The organism is Gandjariella thermophila, assembly GCF_005405885.1.
Taxonomy (GTDB): domain Bacteria; phylum Actinomycetota; class Actinomycetes; order Mycobacteriales; family Pseudonocardiaceae; genus Gandjariella; species Gandjariella thermophila.
Genome location: NZ_BJFL01000008.1, coordinates 1 through 25153 on the forward strand (window position 1 = coordinate 1; position 25153 = coordinate 25153).

Genomic DNA, 25153 nt, shown 5'->3' on the forward strand with positions numbered 1-25153 from the left:
GTGGCGAGCTCTCTATCGGCGACAAGGCAAACAACAGGGTGATCTCCTCACTGCGCTCTGCCGTCGAACGATGCATCGCCCATGTCAAGAACTGGAAGATACTTGCCACCGGCTTTCGAGGGCACCTCGCCGAGCTTCCGAATGTCATCCGAATCGTCACCGCACTTGAGTTCTACCGACTTGGCTGGTAAGGGCTCTGAATAACGCTCCATGTACTGGGCCTGGTCAGCACACATCTGCGCTACCGCATCGCGCGGCTGACGCTGGCACCAGCTTGGTTCGGCCGCAGACCCCAGCGGAGGAACGATCACGGACAGCCCGACCAGCGCGGCTACCATTGCCACGGTTGCCGACAATCTTGTGGATAAGCTCACGAAAGCCTCTCTGCGAATGCCGCGAACACATAGAATGCGCGAAAGGTGGCGCACTGTCGCCGACCGTAGCGGTCAACAAGAAAGGCAGGCGATATCAGCCTACTCATCACTATCGGCAATCGTATCCCAGGGTTGCCGACTCCGACGACGGCGAGACGGACCGGTGGCTATCATCCAATGATGGAGCATCAGATTCCGCGCTACTGACAGACAGGTCTCCGCCCCCGAAAAAAACGAATTTTCCGGCCCTCCCGAAACTCACGCTACAGGCGATTGAAGAAGCGGCATCAGCCGTGCAGACCAACCCGCGACCGTCGCGTGGACCACGCCAGGAGTCGTAGCCGCGTGCGGTAGAGGTCTTGGGTTTGAAAAGCGCTTACTTGTACCGGCCAACCCGTGGTCCAGCATGAGCCGGCCTTCGGTCCGACGAGGGCGAGGGTGCGTACTCGTCGCGGGTTCCGCATTTCCTCGTTCGCGCCCATGGCCGCCGCGGTCGGGCTTGGTCAGTGGGCTGAATTCCGGGCCAAGGCACGGTGGAGGACCTCGGCGAGATGGACGGCGGCGCGGCCGGTGCCCTGGGCGATCTGGGTGCGGCAGCTGAACCCGTCGGCGAGCACCAGGGCGTCCGGGGCGTCCCGCAACGCGGGGAACAGCGCGTGCTCCGCGCACGCCTGGGAGACGTCGTAGTGGCCGCGCTCGAAGCCGAAGTTGCCGGCCAGCCCGCAGCAGCCCTCGACGAACTCGGCCCGCACCCCGACGTGGTCGAGCAGCGCCCGGTCCGCGGCCGAACCGAGCACCGCGGACTGGTGGCAGTGCACCTGCCCGACGGCGTCGGTGTCCAGCCGCCCGGCGAGCCAGTCCAGGTCGCCGGCGGTGAGCAGCTCGGCCAGGGTGCGCACGCCGCCGGCCACCGCCTCGACGTCCGGTCCGCCGAGCAGTTCGGGCAGGTCGGTGCGCAGCGCGGCGGTGCAACTCGGCTCCAGGCCGACGATCGGCACGCCCGCCGCGACGGGTTCGGCGAGCGCCCGGACGGTGCGCGCCATGACGCGCCGGGCCACGCCGAGCTGTCCGGTGCTCACCCAGGTCAGCCCGCAGCACACCGGGCCGCGGGGCAGTTCGACGGTGTAGCCGGCGGCCTCCAGCACCGCGACCGCGGCGCGGCCGATGTGCGGGTCGAACGCGTTGGTGAAGGTGTCCGGCCAGAGCACCACCCGGCGCCCGCCCGCGCGGGGTGCCCGGCGGCGGAAGGCGCGGGTGAACGGCTCAGCGAACGCGGGCAGGGCGCGTTCCGCCGCGATCCCGCCGAGCCGCTTGATCAGCGCGGACCGGCGCAGCAGGGCGTTGGTTGCGCGGGGCGCGAGCCCGGCGGCCCGCGCCCACACCGGCAGCCAGCCCATCGAGTAGTGCGCGGCCGGCCGGGGCCGGTGCCGGTAGTGCTGGTGCAGGAACTCGGCCTTGTAGGTGGCCATGTCCACGTCCACCGGGCACTCGGCGCGGCAGGCCTTGCAGGACAGGCACAGGTCAAGCACGCCGAGCACGTCGGCGGAGCGCCAGCCGTCGGTGACCGCCTCGCCGTGCAGCATCTCCACCAGCGCCCTGGCCCGGCCGCGGGTGGAGTGCCGCTCGTCCCGGGTGGCCCGGAAGCTCGGGCACATCACGCCGCCGGAGGTGTTGCGGCACTTGCCGACGCCGACGCAGCGGCGGGCCGCGGCGGCGAACGATCCGCCGTCGCGGGGGTAGCGGAACGCCACGGGGACGTCCACTGTGGACGCCGAGGGCCAGCGCAGGTCGGCGTCCAGCGGCAGCGGGTCGACCAGCCGGCCGGGGTTGAGCAGGTTTTCCGGGTCGAACAGCGCCTTGAACTCGCCGAACGCGCGGATCACCTCGGCCGGGTACATCTTCGGCAGCAGTTCGGCGCGGGCCTGACCGTCGCCGTGCTCGCCGGACAGCGACCCGCCGTGGCTCGCCACCAGGTCGGCCAGGTCGGTGCCGAACCGCCGGAACGCTGCCACGCCGTCCGGGCTGACCAGGTCGAAGTCCAGCCGGACGTGGATGCAGCCCTCGCCGAAGTGTCCGTAGTAGACACCGTGCCGGCCGTGCTCGCGGAGCAGGCCGTGGAAGGCGCGCAGGTAGTCGCCGAGCTTCTCCGGCGGCACCGCGGTGTCCTCCCAGCCGGGGTAGGCCTCGGTGCCGTCGGGCAGCCGGGTGGTGATCCCGGAGCCCTCCTCACGCAGCCGCCAGAACGCGCGCTGCTCGGCCGGCGCGGTGACGATCAGCGCGGACTCCCCGGCGCCGGCCAGTTCCTCGGCGCGCGCCCTGGCCTCGTCCGCGGTGGCCCCGCCGACCTCGCAGTACAGCCACGCGCCGCCGGCCGGCAGCGCCTCGGTCACCGGCGAAGGCCCCCGGTTGGTCCGGTACGCGCCGACCAGCGCGGTGTCCACGCTCTCCGCGGTCAGCGGGCGGTGCGCGAGGATCGCGGGCACCGCGTCGGCCGCGGTGAAGGTGTCGGTGAAGCCGAGCACGGCGAGCACCCGCACCGGCGGGCTCTCCACCAGGCGCACGGTCGCGGCCAAGAGCGTGGCGCAGGTGCCCTCGGTGCCGGTGAGCGCGCGGGCCAGGTTGCCGCCGTGCTCGGGCAGCAGCGCGTCCAGCGCGTAGCCGGAGATCCGCCGGGACAGCCGGGGCATGCCGGTGCGCAGCGCCGCCAGGTTGCGGTCCACCAGCGCGCGCAGTCCCGGCGCCAGCGGCCCCGCGGAGTCCACATCGGACACCTCGAGCCGGGTGCCGTCGGCGAGCAGGATGTCCAGCGCGACCACGTTGTCCGCGGTGGTGCCCCAGGCCACCGAGTGCGAGCCGCAGGAGTTGTTGCCGATCATCCCGCCGAGCGTGCACCGGCTGTGCGTGGACGGGTCCGGGCCGAACGTCAGGCCGTGCGGTGCCGCGGCGGCGCGCAGGTCGTCCAGGACCACCCCGGGCTGCACCCGCGCGGTGCGCGCGTCCGGGTCCAGGTCGAGAATGCGGTCCAGGTAGCGGGAGCCGTCCACGACCACGCCCGCGCCGCACGCCTGGCCCGCGATGGAGGTGCCGGCGCCGCGATGGGTGACCGGCACGCCGTGCTCGGCGCACACGGCGACCACGGCGGCCATGTCCTCGGCGTCGCGGGGCAGCACCACCGCGCGCGGCACGTGCCGGTAGTTCGACGCGTCGGTGGCGTAGGCGGCGCGGGTGCCCGCGTCGGCCCGCACGTCGCCGGAGATCCTGTCGCCCAGCGCCCGAACGAGTGCGTCCACGCCTCCAGTGTCACCACACTGGCCGGCGCTCGCGCACCCGGCTCAGGTTGACCGGAGCGCCGCCGTGGTGGGGACGTGCGGCCGCCCGCCGGCGAGGACCAGCCGGACATCGCGCAGCGCGGCGAGGCCGGCCACCGGGTCGCCGTCGACGACCAGCACGTCGGCCCGGTTGCCGGGGACGAGCCGCCCGGTGTCCGGCAGGCCGAGCGCGGCGGCCGCGTCCACCGTGGCCAGTTCGATGATCCGCTCGGGGGCGAACCCGACGTGCGCGAACACCTCGAGGGCGCCCACCGGGTCGGCGAACACCGCGCCGGGCACGCCGGTGTCGGTGCCGGCCGCCAGCCGCACGCCCCGCTCGTCCATCCAGCGCAGCCGGTCGAACAGTTCGGCCGCGTTGTCCTCGCCGAACCGCTTGGCGAAGCCGCGCCAGTTCCGGCTGATCGCCGGGCAGACGTAGATGCCGGCGTCGACTATCCGGGCGACGAGGTCCTCGGGCGCGTCGAACCCGCCGTCGCGCAGCCAGGTGCAGTGCTCGATGGTGGTCACCCCGGCGGCGACGGCCGCGGCGATGCCGTCCGTGCCGTGCGCGTGCGCGGCGACCGGCAGCCCGAACCGGCCGGCCTCCTCGACGGCGACGCGCACCTCGTCCGCGCCGAACTGGGAGTCCCACATGCCCGGCCCGGTGGGGGTGAGGTGACCGCCGGTGACCATGATCTTGATCACGTCGGCGCCCGCGTCGGCGTTGCGGCGCACCGCGTCCCGGATGCTCCGCTCCCCGTCCACCTCGCCGCCGAGGAACCAGCAGTGCCCGCCCGGGATGGTCAGCGGCACGGTGGCGGCGAGGATGCGCGGGCCGGCCAGGTGACCGGCGGCGATCGCGTCCCGGACCCGCACCGCCAGCCCGGCGCGGTCGCCCAGGTCCCGGACGGTGGTCACGCCGGCGTCGAGTAACCGCTGCGCGCGGGCGGCCATGCCCAGCACCAGCGCGGTGTTCTCGCCGGCCACCGCGGCCGCGATGTCCGGGCCGGCGTCGAAGGCGAGGTGCACGTGACAGTCGATCAGGCCGGGCAGGGCGGTTCCGGTCGGGAAGGACACCCGCTCGGCGCTCGGCGGCGCCAGCGGTTCCACCTCGTCACGGTGGCCGGCGGCCACGATGCGGCCGTCGGAGACCAGCACCGCGCCGTCGTCGATCCGCTGGCCGGCGTCGCCGGGAAGGATTCGTGCTACGAAGATCAACAGGTCCACGGGACCGCCACCCTACCGAAAACCACCGGATCCGGAATTCGGCCCCACGGCGCCGCCGGCACCGTCCGCCACGGGCGAAACAGCGGCGTAACGCCTTCGGCCCAGTCGCCGGCATCCGGCGATCACTCCCCGCGACCTTCCGCGAAGTGTTAACCTGCGAACACCACGTGAGCTAAACCACCAGGGCGCAGCGGATGACTGTTTTCTCCCGGCCACAGCGCGGATCGGACGGAGAGCGGGAGAGGATTAATCGCAAGCAGTTACGCCGACGGTGCGAAAGACGGGTCCGCGACCTTGACATCCCCACGCCCTTCGACGTGGTCGAGTTGTGCTGGCGGCTGGAAACCTGGTGGGGGCGGGCGATCCGGCTCGTGCCACTGAACCTGCCGCCGGACGGACCGTGCGGCATCTGGGTGTCCACCGCCGGCACCGAGTACATCCTCTACGAGCGGCAGACCACCGCGCTGCACCAGGAACACATCGTCCTGCACGAGGTCGGTCACCTGCTCTGCCGGCACGAGGCCGCGCCGATGCTCGACGGAGCCGCGTTCGGCCTGCTGTTCCCCAGCCTGGATCCGGCGATGGTGCATCGGGTGCTCGGCCGCACCCACTACACGGCGGTGGAGGAGCAGGAGGCCGAACTGATCGCGTCGATGATCCTGGAACGCGCCCACCGGCAGCGGCCCGAACCGGCCTGGAACCCGCCCCCGGAAACCGCCGGAATCGTGTCCAGAATCGAGGACTCGCTCAGCGGCCCGCCGGACCACGGATGAAGGACATCATCTTCCCGATCTGCGCTGTCGCGTCCTGGATAACGTTTCTCTACAAGGCCAGCGGCCTGCTGCGCCCGTTACGGCGGAATCCGGCGCTGGTGGTTCTCTGCGTCAACTTCGCGCTGCTCGGCGCCATCTTCACGGTGTCGACACCGGCGGTCTCCGCCGCGCTCGATGCGATTCTCGGCCTGCCCAACGTGGCGGCGTTCTGCATTCACATGAGCGTGGTCGCCTACAGCTTCGCGGTGCAGGCCATGCTGCTTTTCTGGACCTATCCGCCGGCGCTGGCCCGGCTTCGGGTGCGGCGGAGGTTACTGGTCCTCGGGCCGGTGCTGGCCACCATGGTGACGCTGTTCGTCCTCGCCGGAGCCCGGGAGCGCTACCGGGACTTCCTGCTGGACAACGCCGGCCGCCCGCTGGTCACCGCCTACCTGCTGTTCTACGTGGTGACGCTGGCCGTGGCGCTGGTGGTGACGGCGCGGATGTCCTGGCAGTTCGCCCGGCTCGCCGGCCGGCCCTGGCTGCGTCGCGGGCTGCGGCTGAACACCGTCGGCGCCATCACCGCGCTGGGCTACTGCGCGGTCCGGGTGGCCGACGTCGTCGGCACGTGGGCGGGCGCGAACCCCGGCGCCTGGGAGTTCCTGGTGCCGCTGTTCGCCGGTGCCGGCACGCTGGTCACCATCTGCGGCCTCACCCTCCCCGCCTGGGGGCCACGGCTGTCGGCGCTGTATCGCTGGGTGCGCGAGTACCGCACCTACCACCGGCTCTACCCGCTGTGGGCGGCGCTGTACCGGGCGGTGCCGGCGATCGCGCTGCACCCGCCGGCGTCCCGCCTCGCGGACCGGCTGAGCGTGCGCGATCTCGACCTCCGGCTGTACCGGCGGGTCATCGAGATCCACGACGGCCGGCTCGCGCTCCGGCCCTGGTTCGACCCGGACGTGGCGGCCACCGCCGAGCGACAGGCGCGGCTGGCCGGGCTCACCGGCGAGGAGCTGGCGGCCACCGTGGAGGCGGCCAAGCTGGCGGCGGCGCTGCGGGCCAGGGCCGCCGGCCGGCCGACGCACGCCCCGGCCGCGCCCGCCGCGGACCCGGCCGGCCGCAGCGACCTGCGCGGCGAGACCGACCGGCTGGTTCGGGTGGCCACCGCGTTCCGGCGCTCGCCGGTGGTCGCGGCCGCCGCCCGCGCGGAGCCCGGCACGCACGTGCCCGACCAGGCGCGCGAGGGGTAGTCACGCCGTGCCGGCACGGCCGGGAGTCACCGGGTGAGAACCTCGGCCAGCCGGGCGGCGAACTCGGCCGGATGCGTCGCGTAGCCGACGTGGCCGCCGGGGAACTCGGTCACCTCGGTGCCCAGCCGCGGGGCCAGCTCGGCGTTCGGGCGGTAGGGCAGTTCCTCGCGGGAGTCCCGCCCGCCGGCGAGCACCAGCCGCGCGCCCGCGCCCCGCAGCGCCTCGACGTCCGGGACGTAGCGCGGGTCCTGGCGCAGCTTGTGCTCCAGGTGAACCGGTCGGCCAGTGCCTCGGCGGCACCCCGGAACGTGCCGGCGTCGCCGTTTCCGCCGACGACCAGCAGCAGCGCCGGACCGTGGCCGCGCACCTCGTGGTACAGGCTCGCCCCGGGCACCCGGAGCGCGCTCGTCGTCACCTCGGTCATGGCACCACGCTAGCGGCAGATCATGCGTATCACGCATTTTTTCGCGCCGCGCAAACATCGGCGGCGAGTGTTGACGCCGGGCAGGTACGCGGAGCAGTATTTCAACGCCTGTTGAGTTAATCAGGAACGCAAGCCACGGGGAAGGGGACAACCGTGAGCAACCAGGGGCAGGGCGGCGCCTTCGCACCGGAGGACGTCGACTTCGAGGCCTTCTACCAGGGCAAACCGCCCGTCGAGGGGCTCGGGACCGGATTCGACGTGGCGCCGTGGGACATCGGTGGCCCGCAGCCCGCGGTGGTCGAACTGGAGCGGCGCGGCGGCTTCCGCGGCGACGTCCTCGACGTCGGCTGCGGGCTCGCCGGGAACGCCGTGTTCCTCGCCGAGCGCGGGTACCGGGTGGTCGGGGTGGACGCCGCGCCCACCGCGCTGCGCCGCGCCCGGGAACGTGCCGAGGCACGGGGCGTGCACGTCGAGTTCGTGCCGGCGGACGCGACCGAGCTGGCCGGTTTCGAGCAGCGGTTCGACACCGTGCTGGACAGCGCCCTCTACCACTGCCTCGGCGACGAGGACCGCACCCGGTACGCCGCGGCGCTGCACCGGGTCACCAGGCCCGGCGCGCACCTGCACCTGTTCGCCTTCTCCGACACGGAACCCGGCGGCATGCGCATGCCGATCTCGGTGAGCCAGGACGATCTGCGCGCCCACCTCGGCGAGCACTGGGACATCCGGAGCATCGAGCACACCGACTACACGATCGCCTTCACCCGGGAGTCCCTGGCGCGGCGTGACCCGAATTCGTTCGAGGGCGTCGGCATCGAGATCGACCTCGGCGCGCTGCGCACCGACGAGCGGGGCCGGGTCCTCTCGGCCGTGTGGCACCTGCACGCGGTGCGGCGGTAGCACCTGCTGCTACAGGGTGGCCTTGGCGAGCGCCTGGTCGAAGTCCGCGACGAGGTCGTCGGCGTGCTCCACGCCGACGCTGACCCGGACCAGGTCGTCGGTGATGCCGATGCGCTCGCGGTCCCCCCGGCTCATTCCGGCGTGCGAGGTCGCGGCGGGGCGGGTGATGAGGGTTTCCACGCCGCCCAGGCTCGGCGCCGGGTACGGGAGCCGCAGCGCCTCGATCATGCGCTCCGCCACGTCCAGGCCGCCGGCCAGCCGCAGGCTCAGCATGCCGCCGAAGCCGGAGAGCAGCTCGGCGGCGTGCGCGTGGTCCGGGTGCCCGGGCAGGCCCGGATAGTTGACCTCGGCGACCGCCGGGTGGTCGGCGAGGAACCGGGCCAGCGCGAGCGCGTTCTCGTTGTGCGCCCGGACCCGCAGCGCCAGCGTCTTCAGGCCGCGAGCGAGCAGGAACCCGGCGTGCGGGTCGAGGCTGCCGCCGAAGTGGTTCAGCGTGGTGCGGACCCGCTCGACGAGTTCGGCGCGGCCCAGCACCGCGCCGGCCACCACGTCGGAGTGCCCGTTGAGGTACTTGGTCGCGCTGTGCAGCACCAGGTCGAAGCCCAGCGCCAGCGGCCTGGCGTTCACCGGGGTGGCGAACGTGTTGTCGATCAGGCTGACCAACCCGTTGCGGCGCGCGAAATCCGCCACCTCGCGCAGCCGCGGCACCCGCATCAGCGGGTTGCTGATCGTCTCCACCAGGACGGCGCGGGTGTTCGGCCGGCGGGCCGCCTCCCAGGTGTCCGGCCGGCGCGGGTCGATGAAGGTGTGTTCCCAGCCGAACTGCTCGGCGTGCTCGGTGAGGAAGTCGTGCGTTCCCCCGTACAGGCAGTCGCTGACCAGCAGGTGGTCCCCGGCGCGCAGCACGGTGTGCAGCGCGGTGGTGATCGCGGCCATGCCGGACGCGGTGGCGACGGCCGCCTCGGCGCCCTCCAGCGCGGCCAGCTTGTCGTGCAGGTACCGCTGCGACGGCGTCGAGTTCAGCCGGATGTACTTGATGCCGTGGTAGCCGGTGTCCCGCTCGACCTCGTACACCGTGCCCTGGTACAGCGGGAACACCACGGACCCCTCCGGTCCGGGCCGCCGCTCCCCCGCGTGCACCGCCAGGGTCTCGAAGTGTGCGTCGTCGCCGTAGGACACCGGAAGCCTCCCTCGCCGTCGCTATGCCGCCGCTGCCCAGTATCGGTGCGGCCCACCACGGGATCGAGGGATTTGCCGTGCGCGGTCACCGCGTCCCGACGCGGTGACCGCGCAACCGCTGCCCTCAGGGGCGCTGGCCAGCGACCTGCCGGGTGGCGGCGTTGACCCGGTTCCAGACGTTGATCTGCGCGATGGAGAGGATGAGGCCGGCGAGTTGCTGCTCGTCGTAGTGCTTGGCGGCTTCCTCGTACACCTCGTCAGGCACGGGGTCCGGCCGGTCGGCGAGCCGTGTCACGGCCTCGGTGAGCGCCAGCGCGGCACGCTCCGCGTCGGTGAAGAACGGCGCCTCCCGCCAGGCCGCCACGGTGTCGATGCGCTCCTCGCTCTCGCCGGCCTCGCGCAGCTCCGCGGCGTGCATGTGCACGCAGACGCTGCATCCGTTGATCTGGCTCGCCCGCAGGTGAACCAGGTGGTGCGTGGTCTCCGGAACGCCGGTCTTCTTCGTCGCCTCGGCCAGGTCCATCATCGCCCGGTACGCGTCAGGGACAACAAAAACCGGGTTCTTCATGCGTGGCCGCACGGCTGTCCTCCTTGCTGTCACGTCGACCGCCATCGGTCCTGTCACCGCTCTGACGAACCACGCGGTCGCGATGTGACAGCCGTGCCGCACGTCACCATGAACGCCGTTGGCGGCGGGGTCCCCGGCGCCGAAGCCACGCGGCCTCGGCCACCTCGGCGGCCTCCCGGTTCGCCGCGATCCGTTCGTCGACCTGCTGAGGATGAACCGCGTAGTACCGCATCGCGCTCTGGACCTTGCCCGCAGACACGCCGATCGCCTCGGCCGTCGCGGCGACGAGGGCGTCCCCCGCGAAGCTGAGGCTCAGCCTCCCGCACGGTCAGCAAGGTCTCGATGACCGCCCACACGTCCGGACCACCAACCAACCCGGCGCGCCCGCCGGTCGGACCGGGACGAAAGACGATGCCGGGATGTTCTTCCGGATGGTCCCGCATATCAGGATTCTCGAGGGATCTTTACCGAAGATCCGCGAAGTCGACGGAAACGGTGAACGGATCGGAGACCACCATTTTGTCCACCTCGACGCCTGCGGACGCGTACGACTTGGTCGTGGGGTCGAGCCGGTAGCGGAACACCGTCAGTCGATATGAGTTGGCCTCATCGATCTCGACCCGCCAGAAGTGGACGATCCCGGCGGCTGCGTACTCCGCCGGCTTGTCAATCTGGTCAGCGGTGACCGAACCGGGTGACATGACCTCCACGACGAGAACGCAATGGTGGGGACGAAGGACGTCGTCATCTGGCACGGACGCCTCGTAGACCACGATGTCCGGCCGGCGGTTCAGCAACGGCACGTCCCGCAGGCGTAGATCGACATCCGTCGCGACCGCAGAGCCCGAGCCGCACGCCTCTTCAAGCACGTTCGCGAGACGCCGCGCGATGATCTGGTGCGAACGGCGCGGAGTTACGTTGACGAGGACAGCTCCATCCACCACTTCAATGCGGCGGGAGACCTCCTCGGGCAGCGCCTCGTAGTCCGCGGCGCCGAGCCCTTCCGGGGGCAGAAGCATCCACTCGGGTAGCGCGGTCATGAAGACCCTCTCCTCGCCTGCGCGGACCACCGCAAGGCAGGCCGGCATGGGCGGCCATGACTTGCAAGATCACGGTGATGGTGAGTCGAAGCAGCCGCGGTCGAGAGCGGCGAGGAAGGAATGCCAGGCGTGAGCCGGGAGGACGAGGACGGGGCCGGCGGGGTTCTTGGAGTCGCGAACGCCGACCGCGTCGCCGGACCACGCCACCTCGACGCAGTCGCCGTTGTTGCCGTGCCCGCTGCGGCTGCTCTTTCGCCACCGGACTCGGGAAAGGTCCACTGTGGACATTCGGATCGCGCCTCCCCGCTCACAGCTCGTCCGCCATCCGCCGGATCAGAGCGAGTGAGTCGTTCGGGCTCAGCGCCACGGAGCGGAGGCGGTCGAACGCCAGGGTACAGGCGCGCACGTCCGCGTCATCCTCGATATGGACGGATCCGCCCATGTGCTCGACGTAGGCGATAGACTTCGTCGCTGTTTACCCGAACGGCCGAGCGGATGAGCCCGGCAGAGTGAAAATCCTCGTCCAGGAAAACCGCTAGGGCGGAGGTGCCCAGAGTTGGTCGGCGTCGCCGGCGGCGAGCCGACCCCGGTAGATGTTGATTTTGCGGTCGATGAGCGTGAGGTTCTCCTCCAGCTCGGCGAGCTTGGCGGTCACGTCGGCGCGGTGAGCCTCCATGAGGGCGAGCCGTTCCTGCTCGTTGCCGGGGCCGGCGGACACCATTTCGGCGTAGCGCCGGATGGTTTTGATGGGCATGCCGGTGGCGCGCAGCTTGGTGCAGACGACGATCCAGTCGAGGTCGCGCTGCTGGTAGCGCCGCCGGCCGCCAGCGGTGCGGTCGACGGTGGTGACGACCAGGCCGGCGCGTTCGTAGTAGCGCAGGGTATGCACGCTGACCCCGGTTCGGCGGGCGGCCTCGGCGATGGTCAGGCCCTCCTGGGTATCGGACCGAGCGGGTTCGGGCACCGCCGACCGATTGACTTCGAGCACGCTCGAAATCCTAGCGTCGTGATTCATGAATATCTCAACGCGGCCGGAGACCACGGCCGTCCAGCGCCCGCCGGTGCGGCGCGGCGTGCCCGAATTGGGTCGACGCCGCCGACTCCTGGTGCTCGCGATCTGCTGCGCCAGCATCGTCGTCGTGGTGATGGACATCTCCATCGTCAACGTCGCGCTGCCGGCGATTCGTCGCGACCTGCACGCCTCGGTTTCTGGTCTACAGTGGACGGTCGACGCGTACACCGTGGTGCTGGCCAGCTTCCTGGTGCTGGGCGGGTCCACCGCCGACCGGGTGGGCCGCCGGCGCGTTTTCCAGGCCGGCCTAGCCACCTTCGGGCTCGGCTCGCTGCTGTGCGGCCTGGCGCCGGGCATCGGTTGGCTGATCGCGGCGCGTGCGTTGCAGGCCGTCGGTGGCTCGATGCTCAACCCGGTGGCGATGGCGATCGTCGCGAACACCTTCCCGGACCGGGTTGAACGGGCGAGGGCCATCGGGGTGTTCGGCGCGATGTCCGGCCTGTCGCTGGCGCTGGGCCCGATCCTCGGCGGCGCCCTGGTCGACGGCTTCGGCTGGCGGTCCATCTTCTGGATCAACGTGCCGATCGTGGCCGCCGCGGTCACGTGCACCGCGCTGTTCGTGCCCGAGTCTCGGGCCGCCCGGGCGCGCCGGTTCGACCCGGTGGGCCAGACCCTGATGATCCTGGTGCTGGGCAGCGTCGTCTACGCGATCATCGAGTCCCGGGCGCTGGGCTGGACTTCGCCGGTGATCCTCGGCCTGCTCGCCGTCACCGTGCTCGGCGTGCTGGGCATCCTCGGCTACGAACCGCGCCGGGTCGACCCGCTGCTGGAGTTGCGCCTGTTCCGCAGCGTGCCGTTCAGCGCGGCGATCCTGATGGCGCTCTGGGGGTTGTGCGGGTTCGGCGCGTTCCTGTTCGTGACCACCCAGTACCTGCAGGACGTGCGCGGCATGTCCGCCCTGACGGCCGGGCTGTGCCTGCTCCCGGTCGGCGTGCTGGTCCTGGCGCTCTCCCCGGTCGCCGGCCGGCTGGTCGGCGCGCGCGGTCCCCGGCTGCCGCTGGTGGTCGCCGGGGCAGCACTGGCGCTAGGCGGCGGCGCGTCGTTCTGGCTCGGACCGGCCACCCCACTGCCCGCGGTGCTCGCGGTCTATCTGCTGTTCGGCGTCTTCCTGGGCACCGTCAACCCGCCGATCACCAACACGGCGGTCTCCGGAATGCCGGTCTCGATGGCCGGGGTCGCCGCCTCGTTGGCCTCTGCCGGGCGGCAGACCGGCACCACGCTGGGCGTCGCGATCTCCGGAACGATCGCGGCATCGGGCATGGCACGCGGCGGGACGGCGGCCACCGGTGCGGCGCACGGCGTGTGGTGGCTGGTGCTCGGTCTCGGCGTCGGCATCCTGGTGCTGGGCCTGCTCAGCACCAGGCGCCGGGCGCTGGACACCGCCCGGCGGGCGGCGGCGCTGTTCGAGGAGGTGGACCAGGGCGCGCCGCAGCTAGGTGACCGGTGAAGCGACAACCACGTGCCACCGCAGCCGGGCGGATATGGTTCGGCGATCGCACTCGTCGGCACGGGAAGGAGCACCGTGGCCGGTTTGGCGGCGGACAAGGACTCCGGGCGGGTCGTCGTTTTCGGCCTGGGCGGCACGATCGCGATGACGGCGAGCGACGCCGGCGGCGTGGTTCCGGCACTGTCGGCGGACGAACTCGTCGCGGCGGTGCCCGGCTTGGCGGAGACGGGGATCGCCGTCGAGGTCGAGGACTTCCGGCGGGTTCCCGGCGCCTCGCTGAGCTTCGACGACATCGCCGCGCTGTCCTCGGCGGTCCGGGGTCGGCTCGCCGGCGGGGTCGACGGGGTGGTGGTCACCCAGGGCACCGACACCATCGAAGAAACGGCGTACCTGCTCGACCTCGGGCACGGCGCAGTTCAGCCGGTGGTGGTGACCGGAGCCATGCGCAACCCGACGTTGGCCGGAGCGGACGGGCCGGCCAATCTGCTCGCCGCCGTCCAGGTCGCGGCCAGCCGGCAGGCACGCGGTCTCGGCGTCCTGGTCGTTTTCGGTGACGAGATCCACGCCGCCAGCCGGGTCAGCAAGGCGCACACCACCAACCCGGCCACCTTTCGCTCGGCCAACGGCGGGCCGCTGGGCTACGTCGTCGAGGGCGAGCCACGGATCGTGAACCGGCCGGCCTCTCGCACCACCGTCGCGGTACCCAAGGTGGACCTCATCGCCGGCGGGCACGACGACACCACCATCCGCGCGACCTTCGCCAGGGCCGGCGGCTACGGCAACGCCGGCTGACCGGTGACCCGGTCGATCCCGGCGGAACACACGGCCGTCGCGACGGAAGGCTGCGATGCTCGCTACCGGAGCCCGCGAGGTGGAGCCGTGTCAACCGGTCGCCGACCGCGGTGAGCTTCGCGGAGTCCCGATCGGAAGTCGCCCCGAACACCCAAGGTGTATTGTTGGTGTATGAGCCGCACCAACATCGACATTGACGACGAGCTGGTTACTGCGGTGATGCGGCGATTCGGGCTGCGCACCAAGCGGGAGGCCGTGGACCTGGCACTGCGTCGCCTGGCCGGGCCTCGTCTCTCTCCCGAATTCGTGGGGAGTCTCGAAGGCATCGGGTGGACCGGCGATCTGGACGAGATGCGCGCCTCCACGTCCGAGCGTCTGAGGGAAATCCGGTAGCGGATGCTGCTGCTGGACACCTCGGCCTGGATCGAGTACCTGCGGGCCACGGGCTCGCCCGCGCACCACGAAGTTCGGCGACTCCTCCGCCATGAACTCGGCGAGATCGCCACAACGCAGCCAATCGTCATGGAGCTTCTCGCCGGTGCTGGGAACTCTCGCGCGCTGGACGAACTGGAGAAGCTGACGTCCGGTCTCATACTGGCAAGCGTCGATCTCGATCAGGACTTCCACGCCGCCGCGGCGGTGTATCGAGCGGCCCGGCGACGTGGCCAACCCGTCCGCAAGCTGGTGGACTGCCTGATCGCTGCCGTCGCGGCCAGAACCGGAGCGACCCTGGTTCATCGCGACCGGGACTTCGACACCATCGCCGCCGTTCTTCCAGACCTGCGCACCGAATCGTTGCGGTGATCCGGGCAGGTCGGCCCACCGCCGGGGCTCAGACCGGGATGACGGTGGGGACGATCATGGGGCGGCGGCGGTAGGTTTCCGCGACCCAGCGACCGACGACCCGGCGCACGGCCTGGGCGATGCGGTGGGTGTCGGTGATGCCTTCGGCCTCGGTGCGGGACAGTTCCATCTCGACCAGCGGGACCACGGCGTCCAGCGCCTTGGGATCGTCGGAGAAGCCTCGGCCGGAGAGGGTCGGCGGGGCGACCGCGCGACCGGTGCTGGAGTCCACCGCCATGGTGATCGCGATGAACCCGCCCTCGCCGAGGATCAGCCGGTCGGACAGGGTGGACTCGCCGACGTCGCCGACGGACAGCCCGTCCACGTAGACGTGGCCCACCTCGACCCGGCCGGCGATCCGGGCGGTGCCGTCGACCAGGTCGACCACCACGCCGTCCTCGGCGATCACCACCCGGTCCTCGGCGACGCCCGTGCTGATCGCCAGTTCCGCGTTGGCGCGCAGGTGCCGCCACTCGCCATGCACCGGCATCACGTTGGTCGGCCGCACCGCGTTGTACAGGAACAGCAGTTCGCCGGCGGGAGCGTGGCCGGACACGTGCACCTTGGCGTTGCCCTGGTGCACCACGTTGGCTCCGAGCCGGATCAGCCCGTTGACCACGGCGAACACCGCGGTCTCGTTACCCGGGATCAGTGAGCTGGCCAGCACCACGGTGTCGCCGGAGCGGATGCGGATCTGCTTGTGCTCGCCCTGCGCCATCCGGGACAGCGCGGACAGCGGCTCGCCCTGCGACCCGGTCGACACGAACACCACGCGGTCGTCCGGCAGGGACAGCGCCTCGTCCAGGTCGACCAGCAGGTTCTCCGGGAGGCGGAGCAGGCCGAGGTCGGCGGCGATGCCCATGTTGCGCACCATCGAGCGGCCGACGAAGACGACCTTGCGGCCGTTGGCCTCGGCCACGTCGAGTACCTGCTGAACGCGGTGCACGTGGCTGGCGAAGCAGGCGACGATCACCCGCTGGGTGGCCCCGGCGATCACCCGCTCCAGCACCGGGCCGATCTCCCGTTCCGGTGCGACGATGCCAGGCACCTCGGCGTTGGTGGAGTCGACCAGGAACAGGTCCACGCCCTCGTCGCCGAGCCGGTGGAAGCCGGCCAGGTCGGTCAGCCGGCCGTCCAGCGGCAACTGGTCCAGCTTGATGTCGCCGGTGTGCAGCACCAGGCCGGCCGCGGTGCGGATGGCCACCGCCAGCGCGTCCGGAATGGAGTGGTTGACCGCGAAGAACTCGCACTCGAACGGCCCGTGGCTGGTCCGCCGGCCCTCGGTGACCTCGATCAGCGTGGGCGTCTGCCGGTGCTCCTTGCACTTGGCGGCGACCAGCGCGAGCGTGAACCGGGAGCCGATCACCGGGAGATCGGGGCGCAGCTTCAGCAGGAACGGCACCGCGCCGATGTGGTCCTCGTGGCCGTGCGTCAGCACCAGCGCCTCGATGTCCTCCAGCCGGGACTCGATGGCCCGGAAGTCCGGCAGGATCAGGTCGACGCCCGGCTGGCTGTCCTCCGGGAACAGCACCCCGCAGTCGACCACGAGCAACCGGCCGGCGTGCTCGAAGACGGTCATGTTCCGGCCGACCTCGCCGATCCCGCCGAGCGCGACCACCCGGAGGCCGCCCTCGGGCAGCTCCGGCGGCGGGTTGGTGGCGAATGGGGTGTCCGGAAAGAGGTCGGGGTTGGCGTTGTCCGCCCGGCTCATGGACGCTCCGTGCGAGTCTCGGGTAGCGAGGCTGTGGTGGGAATGTAGGCCGCGGCCGCGTCGGCGGCGGAGGCGTGCGCCGTGGACGGGTGCGACGGCGGCGTCTCGGCCAGCGGCACGCCCGCCTGGGCCAGATCGCCGGCGATGGCCTCCTCCTGGTCGGCGGTCGCCGGCGGCAGGGGCAGCCGCGGATCGCCGACGTCGTAGCCGCGCAGCCGCAGCGCGGTCTTGGAGAAGATCACACCACCGACCCGGCCGAACGCCCGGTACACCGGCATGAGCGCGGCGTTGGTTGTCCTGGCCAGGGTGACCTCGCCGTTCTCGTAGGCGTCCAGCATGGTGCGCAGCCGGCCGGCCACCACGTGCCCGATCACGCTGACGCAGCCCACCGCGCCGACCGAGAACCACGGCAGGTTCATCGGGTCGTCGCCGGAGTAGTAGGCCAGGTCGGTGCTGCCCATCACGTCGGCGCCGGCCAGCATGTCTCCCTTGGCGTCCTTGACCGCGAGGATCCTCGGGTGCTCGGCGAGCCGGCGCAGCGTGTCCACCTCGATCGGGATGACCGACCGCGGCGGGATGTCGTAGAGCATCACCGGCAGTTCGGTGGCGTCGGCCACCGTGGTGAAGTGCGCGAGCAGGCCGGCCTGCGGCGGCCGCGAGTAGTACGGGGTGACCACGAGCAGACCGTGCGCGCCGGCCTTCTCCGCCTCGCGGGCCAGGTGCACGCTGTGCGCGGTGTCGTAGGTGCCGGCACCGGCGACGATCGTCGCCCGGTCCCCCACCGCGTCCACCACGGCCCGGGTCAGCTCGAACTTCTCCCGGTCGGTGGTGGTCGGCGACTCACCGGTGGTGCCGTTCAGCACCAGGCCGTCGTTGCCCAGGTCGACGAGGTGGTTGGCCAGTTCCTGGGCGCGGTCGAGATCCAGTTCACCCTCGGCGTTGAACGGGGTGATCATGGCGGTGAGTATCCGCCCGAACGGCCGTCCGGGCGCGGCGGTCGGACATGCGGTCATGGGGTGACGCTACCGCGTGCCACTCCTGGTCAGGAGGGGTGGCCACGAGTAACTCGATGGCGCGGTACCACTCGACCGGGTGAGGTGTTGCCCAGCGGCTCAGAAGCCCCTGCTGAGGCCCTGCACCTCGGCCACCGCGGGCTGCTCACCGTCGAAGTCCAGCCGCACCCGGTCCCGGCCGAAGGAGTACAGCAGCAGCTCGCCCGGTTCGCCGGTGAGGGTGACGGTGCGCGGGCCGCGCTTCACCTGCTCCGCGGTGCCGTCCGGGCGGCGCAGGACGACACCCACCGGGCTGTTGCGGTAGGCGATGCGGCCGACCCGGCTCACCGCCCGCCACAGCGCCGCGTCCCGCGCCGGCTCCGGCGGGCGCGGCTCCCAGCCGGGCTGGGCGCGGCGGACGTCCTCGTGGTGGACGAAGAACTCCGCCGTGTTCACCAGCTCGTCCAGCGAGCCGACCGCGTACGGCGACCAGGACGGTGGTCCGGAGCGCACCAGGTCGACCAGCTCGGCCCACGGCCGGGCGGCGAAGCCGTCCTGCACCCGCCGGGTGTAGCCGGCGAGGGGCTTGACCAGGATGCCGGGTGCGGCGTCCAGGCGCCGCTCGCGCAGTGCCAGGTGCGCGGCCAGGTCCCTGGTGCGCCAACCCGCGCACAGGGTGTCCACGTCCGGCCCGAGTTGGTCGAACAGTTGACAGAGCAGTTGCCGTTCGGTCTGGGCCACTCCCATGGCGCCACGTTACCGGGCGGTCACCACCGAACCGAGGCACCGCCCGCCGACATCACAGCCGCCATCGCACTGGCGGCGTGGCCACATCGCGCCGGCCGCGCGGCTGCCTCAGCCGGTGTGCACCTGGTGGCCGCCGTCGCGCAGCGCGCGCACCGCCCGGTCCAGATCGGCCGAGCGGACCAGCACGTGGTCGGTGTCGAAAGTGGACAGTGCGAACAGGGTGACGCCGGCGGCGGCGAGCGCGGCGGAGAGCGCCGCCATGATCCCGGTGAGGGTGAACTCCAGCGGCCCGCGCACGGTGAGCAGCCGCCAGCCGTCGGAGGTGCGGGCACCGGCCGGCAGCGCGCCGAGGTGCTCGGCCGGGCACACCACGGACAGCTCGTCCGGGGTACGGGTCACCGAGACCAGGCCGGAGGCGCCCAGGAGGCCGGGCGGCACCTCGGCGTCCGCGGCGAGCCTGGCCACCGCGTACTCGCCCGGCCGCAGGTCGATCTCGACCCGTTTCACGTCTCAGCCCTCGGTGACCAGCGGGCTGGAGGCGACCTCGGTGCCGTCCGGCAGCGCGGTGATCTCGAAGTCGCCGAACACGTTCGGCGCCGCCTTCTGCAACTGCCGCAGGCACTCCACGGCCAGCGCGCGGATCTCCACGTCGGCGTGCTCGCTGGCCCGCATGGCGATGAAGTGCCGCCAGGCGCGGTAGTTCCCGGTCACCACGATCCGGGTCTCGGTGGCGTTGGGCAGCACCGCGCGGGCGGCCTGGCGGGCCTGCTTGCGCCGCAGGGTGGCGTTCGGCACGTCGGCGAACCGCTCCTCCAGCGCGGCGAGCAGCTCGGTGTAGGCGGCGACGCTCGCCTCGGTGGCGGCCAGGAACCTCGCGTGCAGCTCCGGATCGTTCGCGATCACGTCCGGCTCCACCATGGCGGCGTTGCGCTCCGGCACGTACCGCTGGGAGAGCTGCGAGTAGGAGAAGTGCCGGTGCCGGATCAGCTCGTGGGTGAGCGACCGGGAGATGCCGGTGATGTAGAAGGTCACCGAGCCGTGCTCCAGCACGGAGAGGTGGCCGACCTCGAGGATGTGGCGGACGTAGCCGGCGTTCGTCGCGGTGGCCGGGTTCGGCTTGCGCCAGGACTGGTAGCACGCGCGGCCGGCGAACTCGGCGAGCGCCTGCCCGCCGTCCGCGTCGGTGGACCAGGGCACGTCGGCGGGCGGGAAGAACTCCGTCTTGGCGATCAACTGCACCTTCGGCGACACCGTCTCGGTCACGACCACCGGCCCCTTCCTGCTGCTTCCGCCCGTTCCCCGCTGGTTTCCGCCGGTTTCCAGCCGACGCGGCCAGCCTAACCGGCCGGGCCGACAGGAATTCGCCCGCTGCGCGGCCGGCGGCGAGGACCGCGACGACATCGCGGTGACGCCAGAATCAACCACTCTTGATGTCGAGTATGACATCCTTTGAATGCGCATCAGGCTTGCGTGACTTCATACATGGCGTCATAGTGACATCATGGACCTGACGCCGTACATCTCGCGGTTGCGCGAGGACCTCGCCACCGCCGCCTCGGCCGGGGACGAGCGGACCCAGCGCACCGCCGCCGTGCTGTCCACGGCACTGGAGCCGGCCGCCCGGCTGGCGCTCATGAACGCCCTGTCCGACCTGGCCGCCGAGGTCACCGCCTCGCTCGGTGACCGGGTCGTCGAGGTCCGGCTCGACGGCCGGGACGTGCAGGTGGTCGTCACCGGCGCGGCGCACGACGACCACGAGCCGGACGCGGAGGACACGCCGCCACCGCCGCCCCCCGGAGACGGTGGCGACATCAGCCGCATCACTTTGCGCCTGCTCGACGAGATCAAGGCGCAGGCGGAGCGCGCCGCATCGATGCGCGGCGTCTCGCTGAACACGTTCGTCACCCAGGCGGTGCAGAGCGCACTGCAGGAACGCGGCCGCCGCGGCCGTGGCGGCTGGCCGGGACCGCCGTGGGGCGCCGGGCCGTGGACCGGAGCCGCCGAGGGCGGCGAGTGGCGCGGCGAGAAACACCGTGGCCGGGGCCACTCCCGGATCCGCGGCTGGGTGCAGGCCTGACCGGGAGGAACGGGTGACCACGATGACCAACGACGACACCGGCAACGGCGGCGCGGCCTCGGGGGAGCCTCCCCGGGAGGAGCCGGCCGTGCGCCTGGAGAGCTTCCAGGCCGAGGGACCGCTCGACATCGACATCACGCTCGACGCGGGCCGAGTGGAGGTACGCCTGGTCGAGGAGCCCGGCGCGCACGTGGAACTGCGGCACGACCCCTCCGCGGCCAGCCCGTGGCTGGCCGGGGTGACCGGGCTGCTCAGCTTGTTCGGCGGCCAGTTCGGCATGCCCGCGGAGGACATCCCGGCGCGGGTCCTCGCGCAGGCCACGGTCGAACTGGTGGGGCAGCGGCTGGTGGTGCGCATGCCCAAGGAGCTGCCGCTGCGCGGGGTACCGATCGCGGTGACCGTCACCGCGCCGCGCGGCTCGCACCCGCAGGTGCGCAGCGCCTCCGCGGACGTGCGGGTGACCGGGCCGGCCGGGCGGCTGTCCGTCAGCACCGGCACCGGCGAGGTGTCCGCGGACCGCGCCGACGACCGGGCGGAGGTCAAGTCCGGCTCGGGCGCGGTGCGGCTGGGCCCGATGCTGGGTGGGCTGCACGCCCGCACCGGTAGCGGCGAGGTGGAGGTGTCCTCGATCGGCGGGCGCACCACGCTGGTCACCGGCAGCGGGGACGTGTGGCTGGGCACGGTCCAGGCCGACGTCGCGGTGCGCACCGGCACCGGCGACGTCACCGTGGCGGACGCCGCGGCCGGCCGGATCGAGCTGGGCACCGGCTCCGGCGAGATCCGGGTCGGCGTGCGCGGCGGTACCACCGCCGAGGTGGACCTCAGCTCCGGCGCCGGCCGGGCACGCAGCGAGCTGGACGTGTCCCAGCAGCGGCCGGACACCGAGCCCGCCCTGTTCATCCGGGGCCGCACCGGTTCGGGTGACGCGGTGATCAGCGCCGCGGTCGGCTGACCGGGGCAGGATCGCGTCCGGGTGGGCGCGACCGAGCACGCCGTCGAGCCGGGCGGGTCCGTGAGCGCATCCCGGGGGGTATGGGCTCCTGGGCCGCCCGGCTCAGCCGGAGCGGAACGCCGCCGGCAGCGGCCAGGCGGCACGCGGCCCGCAGTCGCCCGGCAGCCCCCGTGACGCAGCGGCCGGGCGGCGACGCGCGGCAGGACGCGACGCTCAACGGCACGCGGCGCTCAACGGCACGCGGCCCGCAGTGGTGCGGCGAGGTCGCCGCGGCCGCCGACCACCACCCCGCCGTCCAGCTCCAGCCAACCGGCGAGCGAGCGCAGTTCCTCACTCAGCGCGCCGACCACCCGGGCGAGGTCGACGCCCTCCTCGGCGAACGCGCCATGCACCCGTAGCACACCGGCCGCCCGGTCGGCCTTCAGATCGACCCGGGCGACCAGCGCCTCGTCCAGCAGGAACGGGCACACGTAATAGCCGTGCACCCGCTTGTGCTCGGGGACGTAGATCTCGATGCGGTAGCGGAAGCCAAACAGCCGCTCCGTGCGGGCCCGGTCCCAGATCAGCGGGTCGAACGGGCACAGCAGGGCGTGCCCGGTCACCCGCCGGGGTGTTCGCGCCTCGACGTACCGGTAGGCGCGCTGCCGCCAGCCGGGCACCCGCACCGGCTCGAGCAGACCCTCGCCGACCAGTTCGGCCACCGCCCGCCGGGTCGGCTCAGGTGCGAGCCGGTAGTAGTCCCGCAGGTCCGCCTCGGTGGCCACGCCGAGCGCGGTGGCGGACCGGGCGACCAGCCGCCGGGCGGCCTCCGCCGTCTCCACCAGTGGGGCGCCGAGCACGTGCGGCGGCAGGACCCGCTCCGGCAGGTCGTAGAGCCGCTCGAAACCGCGCCGGGCGCCGGTGGTCAGCTCGCCGACGCCGAACAGCCACTCGCACACCCGCTTGGTCTGCGAGCGGTTCCACCAGGAACCTCGGCGCGGCCGGCCTTCCCCGCCCAGCTCGCGTTCCAGCGTGCCGGCGCCGACCGGGCCGAGTTCCTTCACCGCGGCGAGCACGTCGTCCACCAGGCCCGGCGAGGATCGTGCCAGGTCCTCGTAGCCGCGCCACCAGCCGCGGTGCTTGGCCGCCGTGAACAGTAACGGCCAGTCCTCCACCGGGAGCAGGCTCGCCTCGTGCGCCCAGTACTCGACCAGCAGCCGGGGCCGGCGGGCGGTGTGCGCCCAGGCGGCCTGGTCCAGCAGCTCCCTCGGGTACGGGCCGAGCCGGCTGAACACCGGCAGGTAGTGCGCCCTGGCGACCACGTTGACCGAGTCGAGCTGCAGCAGTTGCACCCGGCCGAGCACCCGCTGCAGGTGCCGCCGGGTGACCGGCCCGCTCGGGCGCGGGTCGGCGAAACCCTGCGCGGCGAGGGCGGTCCGGCGGGCGGCGGCCAGGCTCATCGTGCGCACGCCCGGATGCTGCCACGGCGCACCGACAGTTCTCCGCCCGCCGGAACCGCCCGCGCTACTTCTCCGCCGCCATCAGGTCGGCCACGGTGGCGCCGTCGATCGACTCGCGGATGATGTCCGCGTGCCCGGCGTGGCGCGCGGTCTCCTCGATCAGGTGCAGCAGCAGCCACCGGGCGTTGAACTTGCCACCGGCGAACCACGACCGCGGCGGGAGTTCGAAGCTGTGCTCCAGGTCGGCCAGCCCGCGCACGATCTCCTCGGTCTCCCGCGCGACCTCGTCGTAGAGCGCCAGCATGCCGGCCAGCGTCTCGCCCTCGCCCAGCCGGAACTCGGCGGCCCAGTTCTGCGACCGCTCCGGATACGGGTCGGGCCGGTCGACCAGCCGCGCCATCCAGCCCCGCTCGCACCGCGCCACGTGTTTGACCAACCCGGCCAGGGACAACTCGCTGGCGGTCGGCCGGGCGGCGGCCTGCTCCTCGGTGAGCCCCCGAACCGCCCGGCGCAGCCCGGCGCGCTGCGCCTCCAGGTAGGCCAGCAGCATCTCCCGCTCGTCCCCACCGCCATCCACCAGCAGCGGCATGACGATCACCTCTCTCCGCTCGCGTTCACTGCGGCCAGCCTAGGAACCATCGCGGTCAGTTCCCGTCCTCGATGAGGATGCGGGTTGTCCGGCCGGGCGGTCGCGGCCCGGTGCGGCGCACGCGTTAGGTTCGCAGACCATGGCCGATGCCACCGTGCGCCGCGCCGAGCACCGGGACGTGCCGGAGATCGCGCGCATCCAGCGGGACACCTGGCGCACCGCGTACGCCGGGCTGCTGCCCGAGGAGGTGCTCACCGGCTTCGACCTCGCCGAGGCGGAGCAGGGCTGGGCGGACGCGGTCGGGCACGGCCCTGCCCGGGTGTGGGTGGCGCTCGAGGGCCGGTGGACGGTCGGTTTCTGCGCGGCCGGGCCGGCACCCGAGTCCGAGGTGGCCGACGCGTCCGGCGCGCTGCCGGCGGACGCGGCGAGCACCGGACTGGTCAGCGCCCTGCTGGTGGAGCCGAGGTGGGGGCGGCGCGGGCACGGCGGCCGGCTGCTCGCCACCGCCGCCGCGGACCTGCGCGAGCGCGGCCTCACCCGGGGCATCGCCTGGGTGCCCGAGGCGGACACCGCGTCGCTGTCCTTCTACGCTTCGGCCGGGTGGCATCCGGACGGCACGGTGCGCACCCTGGACGCGGCCGGGCGCCCGCTGCGCGAGGTACGCGTGAGCGGCGGCGTCGATCTCCACCTTCGGGAGTGAGCCACGCCACGTCGCCGCTGCTAGTCTGACAGCCTGTTCCGGGACTGGACTGACCTGCGATGCTGGTTTCGGGGAACGCGCCGGGGCGAAGCCCCGCGACCGTGGGGGCGGGGCGAGCCACCAGGACAAACAGGGCGTGCCCGGTCACTGTGGCCCCGGCGGCACGATCGCGGCGCGCGTTCTCAGAACAGGCGTTGAAACCGTAGGCGCTCGGGGGGAAGCAGGGGGTATCCGTGCTGACAGTGTTGGCCTGCCTCGGGCTGACCCTGGGTGTGGCACTCGGCTCGGCGATCGTGCCGCTGATCAGCATCGAGATCTTCGTGGTCGGCCTGGTCGCCGAGCAGCCGCAGATCCCGTGGTGGGCGCTGGGCGCGGTGGTCGCCCTCGGCCAGGTCGCCGGCAAGCTGCTGTACTTCCTGGCCGCCCGCGGCTCGCTGCACCTGCCCGCGTTCCTGCACCGGCGGTTCCGGCGCGGCGAGACCGAGGCGGACGCCGCACCGAGATTCGTCCGCTGGGCCGCCGCCCGGAAACGGTGGCGCGTCTGGATGGAGACCATCCGCGAACGCTGTCACCGGCATCCGCGGTGGATGGTCGGCACGCACGCGGTCAGCTCGGTGATCGGGCTACCGCCGTTCATGGCGACCAGCGTGCTGGCCGGGCTGGCCGGCATGTCGCTGGGCCTGTTCGTGTCGTGCAGCCTGATCGGCCGGTTCCTCCGGTACAGCGTGCTGGCCGCGTCCCCGGCGCTGCTCGCCCACACGTGGCTCTGA

Annotated in this window: 29 protein-coding genes; 13 read left to right on the forward strand and 16 right to left on the reverse strand. The window is 72.4% G+C overall.

The features are described 5' to 3' along the window. Window positions 1–191, forward strand: a 191-nt coding sequence (locus tag FFT21_RS10430; RefSeq protein ID WP_137813614.1) for a transposase family protein, incomplete at its 5' end; no start/stop codon positions are given. A 686-nt stretch (window positions 192–877) separates the two neighbouring features. Here FFT21_RS10430 and FFT21_RS10435 read toward each other — a convergent pair. Continuing rightward, window positions 878–3664: an FAD-binding and (Fe-S)-binding domain-containing protein gene (locus FFT21_RS10435; protein WP_137813615.1), complete on the reverse strand. Its 2787-nt coding sequence runs from the start codon at window positions 3662–3664 to the stop codon at window positions 878–880. 42 nt (window positions 3665–3706) lie between these two features. Then, window positions 3707–4909, reverse strand: coding sequence for an amidohydrolase family protein (locus FFT21_RS10440; RefSeq protein ID WP_225978279.1), 1203 nt, complete (start codon window positions 4907–4909; stop codon window positions 3707–3709). A gap of 317 nt (window positions 4910–5226) precedes the next feature. Here FFT21_RS10440 and FFT21_RS10445 point away from each other — a divergent pair, with 317 nt between their 5' ends. Both FFT21_RS10445 and FFT21_RS10450 read left to right on the forward strand, forming a co-directional pair. Further along, window positions 5227–5682 carry a hypothetical protein gene (locus FFT21_RS10445; RefSeq protein ID WP_137813616.1) on the forward strand — a complete coding sequence of 152 codons (456 nt, stop codon included), beginning with the start codon at window positions 5227–5229 and terminating at the stop codon, window positions 5680–5682. After that, window positions 5679–6911 carry an MAB_1171c family putative transporter gene (locus tag FFT21_RS10450; RefSeq protein ID WP_137813617.1) on the forward strand — a complete coding sequence of 411 codons (1233 nt, stop codon included), beginning with the start codon at window positions 5679–5681 and terminating at the stop codon, window positions 6909–6911. The genes FFT21_RS10445 and FFT21_RS10450 overlap by 4 nt, the downstream gene beginning before the upstream one ends. 26 nt (window positions 6912–6937) lie before the next feature. Here the strand turns inward: FFT21_RS10450 and FFT21_RS10455 are convergent, their stop codons facing one another. Further along, window positions 6938–7105, reverse strand: a complete 168-nt coding sequence (locus tag FFT21_RS10455; RefSeq protein WP_192909470.1) for a hypothetical protein — start codon at window positions 7103–7105, stop codon at window positions 6938–6940. Between the two features lie 383 nt (window positions 7106–7488). On the opposite strand from FFT21_RS10455, the gene FFT21_RS10460 reads away from it, so the two are divergent. Next, window positions 7489–8235, forward strand: a complete 747-nt coding sequence (locus tag FFT21_RS10460) for a class I SAM-dependent methyltransferase (RefSeq protein ID WP_137813618.1) — start codon at window positions 7489–7491, stop codon at window positions 8233–8235. 9 nt (window positions 8236–8244) lie between these two features. Here FFT21_RS10460 and FFT21_RS10465 read toward each other — a convergent pair whose 3' ends face one another. From FFT21_RS10465 to FFT21_RS10485, 6 genes are all read right to left on the reverse strand, one after another. Beyond that, on the reverse strand, window positions 8245–9414 hold the full coding sequence (locus tag FFT21_RS10465) for a trans-sulfuration enzyme family protein (protein ID WP_137813619.1): 1170 nt from the start codon (window positions 9412–9414) through the stop codon (window positions 8245–8247). Window positions 9415–9538: 124 nt separating this feature from the next. Continuing rightward, on the reverse strand, window positions 9539–9982 hold the full coding sequence (locus FFT21_RS10470; protein ID WP_225978305.1) for a carboxymuconolactone decarboxylase family protein: 444 nt from the start codon (window positions 9980–9982) through the stop codon (window positions 9539–9541). Between the two features lie 464 nt (window positions 9983–10446). Next, window positions 10447–11022 carry a Uma2 family endonuclease gene (locus tag FFT21_RS10475; protein WP_225978280.1) on the reverse strand — a complete coding sequence of 192 codons (576 nt, stop codon included), beginning with the start codon at window positions 11020–11022 and terminating at the stop codon, window positions 10447–10449. Window positions 11023–11091: 69 nt separating this feature from the next. Further along, complete coding sequence (locus FFT21_RS10480) at window positions 11092–11310, reverse strand: DUF397 domain-containing protein (RefSeq protein WP_192909471.1); 219 nt, start codon at window positions 11308–11310, stop codon at window positions 11092–11094. 19 nt (window positions 11311–11329) lie between these two features. After that, window positions 11330–11482: a Scr1 family TA system antitoxin-like transcriptional regulator gene (locus FFT21_RS29685; protein WP_225978306.1), complete on the reverse strand. Its 153-nt coding sequence runs from the start codon at window positions 11480–11482 to the stop codon at window positions 11330–11332. A 75-nt stretch (window positions 11483–11557) separates the two neighbouring features. Continuing rightward, window positions 11558–12175 (reverse strand): MerR family transcriptional regulator, encoded by a 618-nt coding sequence (locus FFT21_RS10485; protein WP_225978281.1) that lies wholly within the window; start codon window positions 12173–12175, stop codon window positions 11558–11560. Here FFT21_RS10485 and FFT21_RS10490 point away from each other — a divergent pair. The 4 genes from FFT21_RS10490 (at window position 12168) to vapC (ending at window position 15137) form a co-directional block, all read left to right on the forward strand. Then, complete coding sequence (locus FFT21_RS10490) at window positions 12168–13541, forward strand: DHA2 family efflux MFS transporter permease subunit (protein ID WP_264081639.1); 1374 nt, start codon at window positions 12168–12170, stop codon at window positions 13539–13541. The two genes, FFT21_RS10485 and FFT21_RS10490, sit on opposite strands and share 8 nt — an antisense overlap. A gap of 75 nt (window positions 13542–13616) precedes the next feature. Next, window positions 13617–14333, forward strand: coding sequence for an asparaginase (locus tag FFT21_RS10495; RefSeq protein ID WP_225978283.1), 717 nt, complete (start codon window positions 13617–13619; stop codon window positions 14331–14333). Window positions 14334–14504: 171 nt separating this feature from the next. Then, on the forward strand, window positions 14505–14726 hold the full coding sequence (locus FFT21_RS10500; RefSeq protein WP_137813623.1) for a type II toxin-antitoxin system VapB family antitoxin: 222 nt from the start codon (window positions 14505–14507) through the stop codon (window positions 14724–14726). Window positions 14727–14729: 3 nt separating this feature from the next. After that, on the forward strand, window positions 14730–15137 hold the full coding sequence (vapC, locus tag FFT21_RS10505; protein ID WP_137813624.1) for a type II toxin-antitoxin system VapC family toxin: 408 nt from the start codon (window positions 14730–14732) through the stop codon (window positions 15135–15137). A gap of 28 nt (window positions 15138–15165) precedes the next feature. Here vapC and FFT21_RS10510 read toward each other — a convergent pair whose 3' ends face one another. The 5 genes from FFT21_RS10510 to thyX all read right to left on the reverse strand — a co-directional run bounded on the left by FFT21_RS10510 (window position 15166) and on the right by thyX (window position 19889). After that, the gene (locus tag FFT21_RS10510) at window positions 15166–16887 is read right to left on the reverse strand and encodes a ribonuclease J (RefSeq protein ID WP_137813625.1); all 1722 of its coding nucleotides are present in this window, start codon (window positions 16885–16887) and stop codon (window positions 15166–15168) included. Beyond that, on the reverse strand, window positions 16884–17900 hold the full coding sequence (dapA, locus tag FFT21_RS10515; RefSeq protein ID WP_137813626.1) for a 4-hydroxy-tetrahydrodipicolinate synthase: 1017 nt from the start codon (window positions 17898–17900) through the stop codon (window positions 16884–16886). The genes FFT21_RS10510 and dapA overlap by 4 nt, the downstream gene beginning before the upstream one ends. A 99-nt stretch (window positions 17901–17999) precedes the next feature. Then, window positions 18000–18626 (reverse strand): TIGR03085 family metal-binding protein, encoded by a 627-nt coding sequence (locus tag FFT21_RS10520; protein WP_137813627.1) that lies wholly within the window; start codon window positions 18624–18626, stop codon window positions 18000–18002. Window positions 18627–18734: 108 nt separating this feature from the next. Further along, the gene (locus tag FFT21_RS10525) at window positions 18735–19133 is read right to left on the reverse strand and encodes an ACT domain-containing protein (protein WP_137813628.1); all 399 of its coding nucleotides are present in this window, start codon (window positions 19131–19133) and stop codon (window positions 18735–18737) included. A 3-nt stretch (window positions 19134–19136) separates the two neighbouring features. Further along, complete coding sequence (gene thyX, locus FFT21_RS10530) at window positions 19137–19889, reverse strand: FAD-dependent thymidylate synthase (RefSeq protein WP_137813629.1); 753 nt, start codon at window positions 19887–19889, stop codon at window positions 19137–19139. Between thyX and FFT21_RS29120 the strand changes: the two genes are divergently transcribed. From FFT21_RS29120 to FFT21_RS10540, 3 genes are read left to right on the forward strand one after another with little or no spacing between them, the layout of a single operon-like run. After that, window positions 19849–20079 (forward strand): hypothetical protein, encoded by a 231-nt coding sequence (locus tag FFT21_RS29120; RefSeq protein ID WP_192909486.1) that lies wholly within the window; start codon window positions 19849–19851, stop codon window positions 20077–20079. The genes thyX and FFT21_RS29120 overlap by 41 nt on opposite strands. A 48-nt stretch (window positions 20080–20127) precedes the next feature. Beyond that, entirely contained in the window at window positions 20128–20703 is a 576-nt protein-coding gene (locus tag FFT21_RS10535) for a toxin-antitoxin system HicB family antitoxin (RefSeq protein WP_137813630.1), read from the forward strand. Window positions 20704–20725: 22 nt separating this feature from the next. Further along, complete coding sequence (locus FFT21_RS10540; protein WP_192909483.1) at window positions 20726–21655, forward strand: DUF4097 family beta strand repeat-containing protein; 930 nt, start codon at window positions 20726–20728, stop codon at window positions 21653–21655. A gap of 230 nt (window positions 21656–21885) precedes the next feature. Here the strand turns inward: FFT21_RS10540 and FFT21_RS10545 are convergent, their stop codons facing one another. Together FFT21_RS10545 and FFT21_RS10550 are read right to left on the reverse strand one after the other, a co-directional pair. After that, entirely contained in the window at window positions 21886–23094 is a 1209-nt protein-coding gene (locus tag FFT21_RS10545; protein WP_137813760.1) for a winged helix-turn-helix domain-containing protein, read from the reverse strand. A gap of 64 nt (window positions 23095–23158) precedes the next feature. Next, window positions 23159–23683 (reverse strand): DinB family protein, encoded by a 525-nt coding sequence (locus FFT21_RS10550; RefSeq protein WP_137813631.1) that lies wholly within the window; start codon window positions 23681–23683, stop codon window positions 23159–23161. 139 nt (window positions 23684–23822) lie between these two features. Between FFT21_RS10550 and FFT21_RS10555 the strand changes: the two genes are divergently transcribed. Next, the gene (locus FFT21_RS10555; RefSeq protein ID WP_137813632.1) at window positions 23823–24383 is read left to right on the forward strand and encodes a GNAT family N-acetyltransferase; all 561 of its coding nucleotides are present in this window, start codon (window positions 23823–23825) and stop codon (window positions 24381–24383) included. 242 nt (window positions 24384–24625) lie between these two features. Continuing rightward, a complete protein-coding gene (locus FFT21_RS10560; protein WP_137813761.1) occupies window positions 24626–25153 on the forward strand; it encodes a YqaA family protein in 528 nt (175 codons plus the stop codon).

What these genes read in the sequence shown, in the direction of transcription:
- FFT21_RS10535 (WP_137813630.1), top strand. Translation starts at nt 20,128, where the DNA reads ATGGACCTGACGCCGTACATCTCGCGGTTGCGCGAGGACCTCGCCACC.
- FFT21_RS10485 (WP_225978281.1), bottom strand. Translation starts at nt 12,175, where the DNA reads ATGTCCATCACCACGACGACGATGCTGGCGCAGCAGATCGCGAGCACC.
- dapA (WP_137813626.1), bottom strand. Translation starts at nt 17,900, where the DNA reads ATGACCGCATGTCCGACCGCCGCGCCCGGACGGCCGTTCGGGCGGATA.
- FFT21_RS10545 (WP_137813760.1), bottom strand. Translation starts at nt 23,094, where the DNA reads ATGAGCCTGGCCGCCGCCCGCCGGACCGCCCTCGCCGCGCAGGGTTTC.
- FFT21_RS10480 (WP_192909471.1), bottom strand. Translation starts at nt 11,310, where the DNA reads ATGTCCACAGTGGACCTTTCCCGAGTCCGGTGGCGAAAGAGCAGCCGC.
- vapC (WP_137813624.1), top strand. Translation starts at nt 14,730, where the DNA reads ATGCTGCTGCTGGACACCTCGGCCTGGATCGAGTACCTGCGGGCCACG.
- FFT21_RS10540 (WP_192909483.1), top strand. Translation starts at nt 20,726, where the DNA reads ATGACCAACGACGACACCGGCAACGGCGGCGCGGCCTCGGGGGAGCCT.
- FFT21_RS10490 (WP_264081639.1), top strand. Translation starts at nt 12,168, where the DNA reads ATGGACATCTCCATCGTCAACGTCGCGCTGCCGGCGATTCGTCGCGAC.
- FFT21_RS10520 (WP_137813627.1), bottom strand. Translation starts at nt 18,626, where the DNA reads ATGGGAGTGGCCCAGACCGAACGGCAACTGCTCTGTCAACTGTTCGAC.
- FFT21_RS10510 (WP_137813625.1), bottom strand. Translation starts at nt 16,887, where the DNA reads ATGAGCCGGGCGGACAACGCCAACCCCGACCTCTTTCCGGACACCCCA.
- FFT21_RS10470 (WP_225978305.1), bottom strand. Translation starts at nt 9,982, where the DNA reads ATGAAGAACCCGGTTTTTGTTGTCCCTGACGCGTACCGGGCGATGATG.
- FFT21_RS10550 (WP_137813631.1), bottom strand. Translation starts at nt 23,683, where the DNA reads ATGCCGCTGCTGGTGGATGGCGGTGGGGACGAGCGGGAGATGCTGCTG.
- FFT21_RS10500 (WP_137813623.1), top strand. Translation starts at nt 14,505, where the DNA reads ATGAGCCGCACCAACATCGACATTGACGACGAGCTGGTTACTGCGGTG.
- FFT21_RS10555 (WP_137813632.1), top strand. Translation starts at nt 23,823, where the DNA reads ATGGCCGATGCCACCGTGCGCCGCGCCGAGCACCGGGACGTGCCGGAG.
- FFT21_RS10450 (WP_137813617.1), top strand. Translation starts at nt 5,679, where the DNA reads ATGAAGGACATCATCTTCCCGATCTGCGCTGTCGCGTCCTGGATAACG.
- FFT21_RS10475 (WP_225978280.1), bottom strand. Translation starts at nt 11,022, where the DNA reads ATGACCGCGCTACCCGAGTGGATGCTTCTGCCCCCGGAAGGGCTCGGC.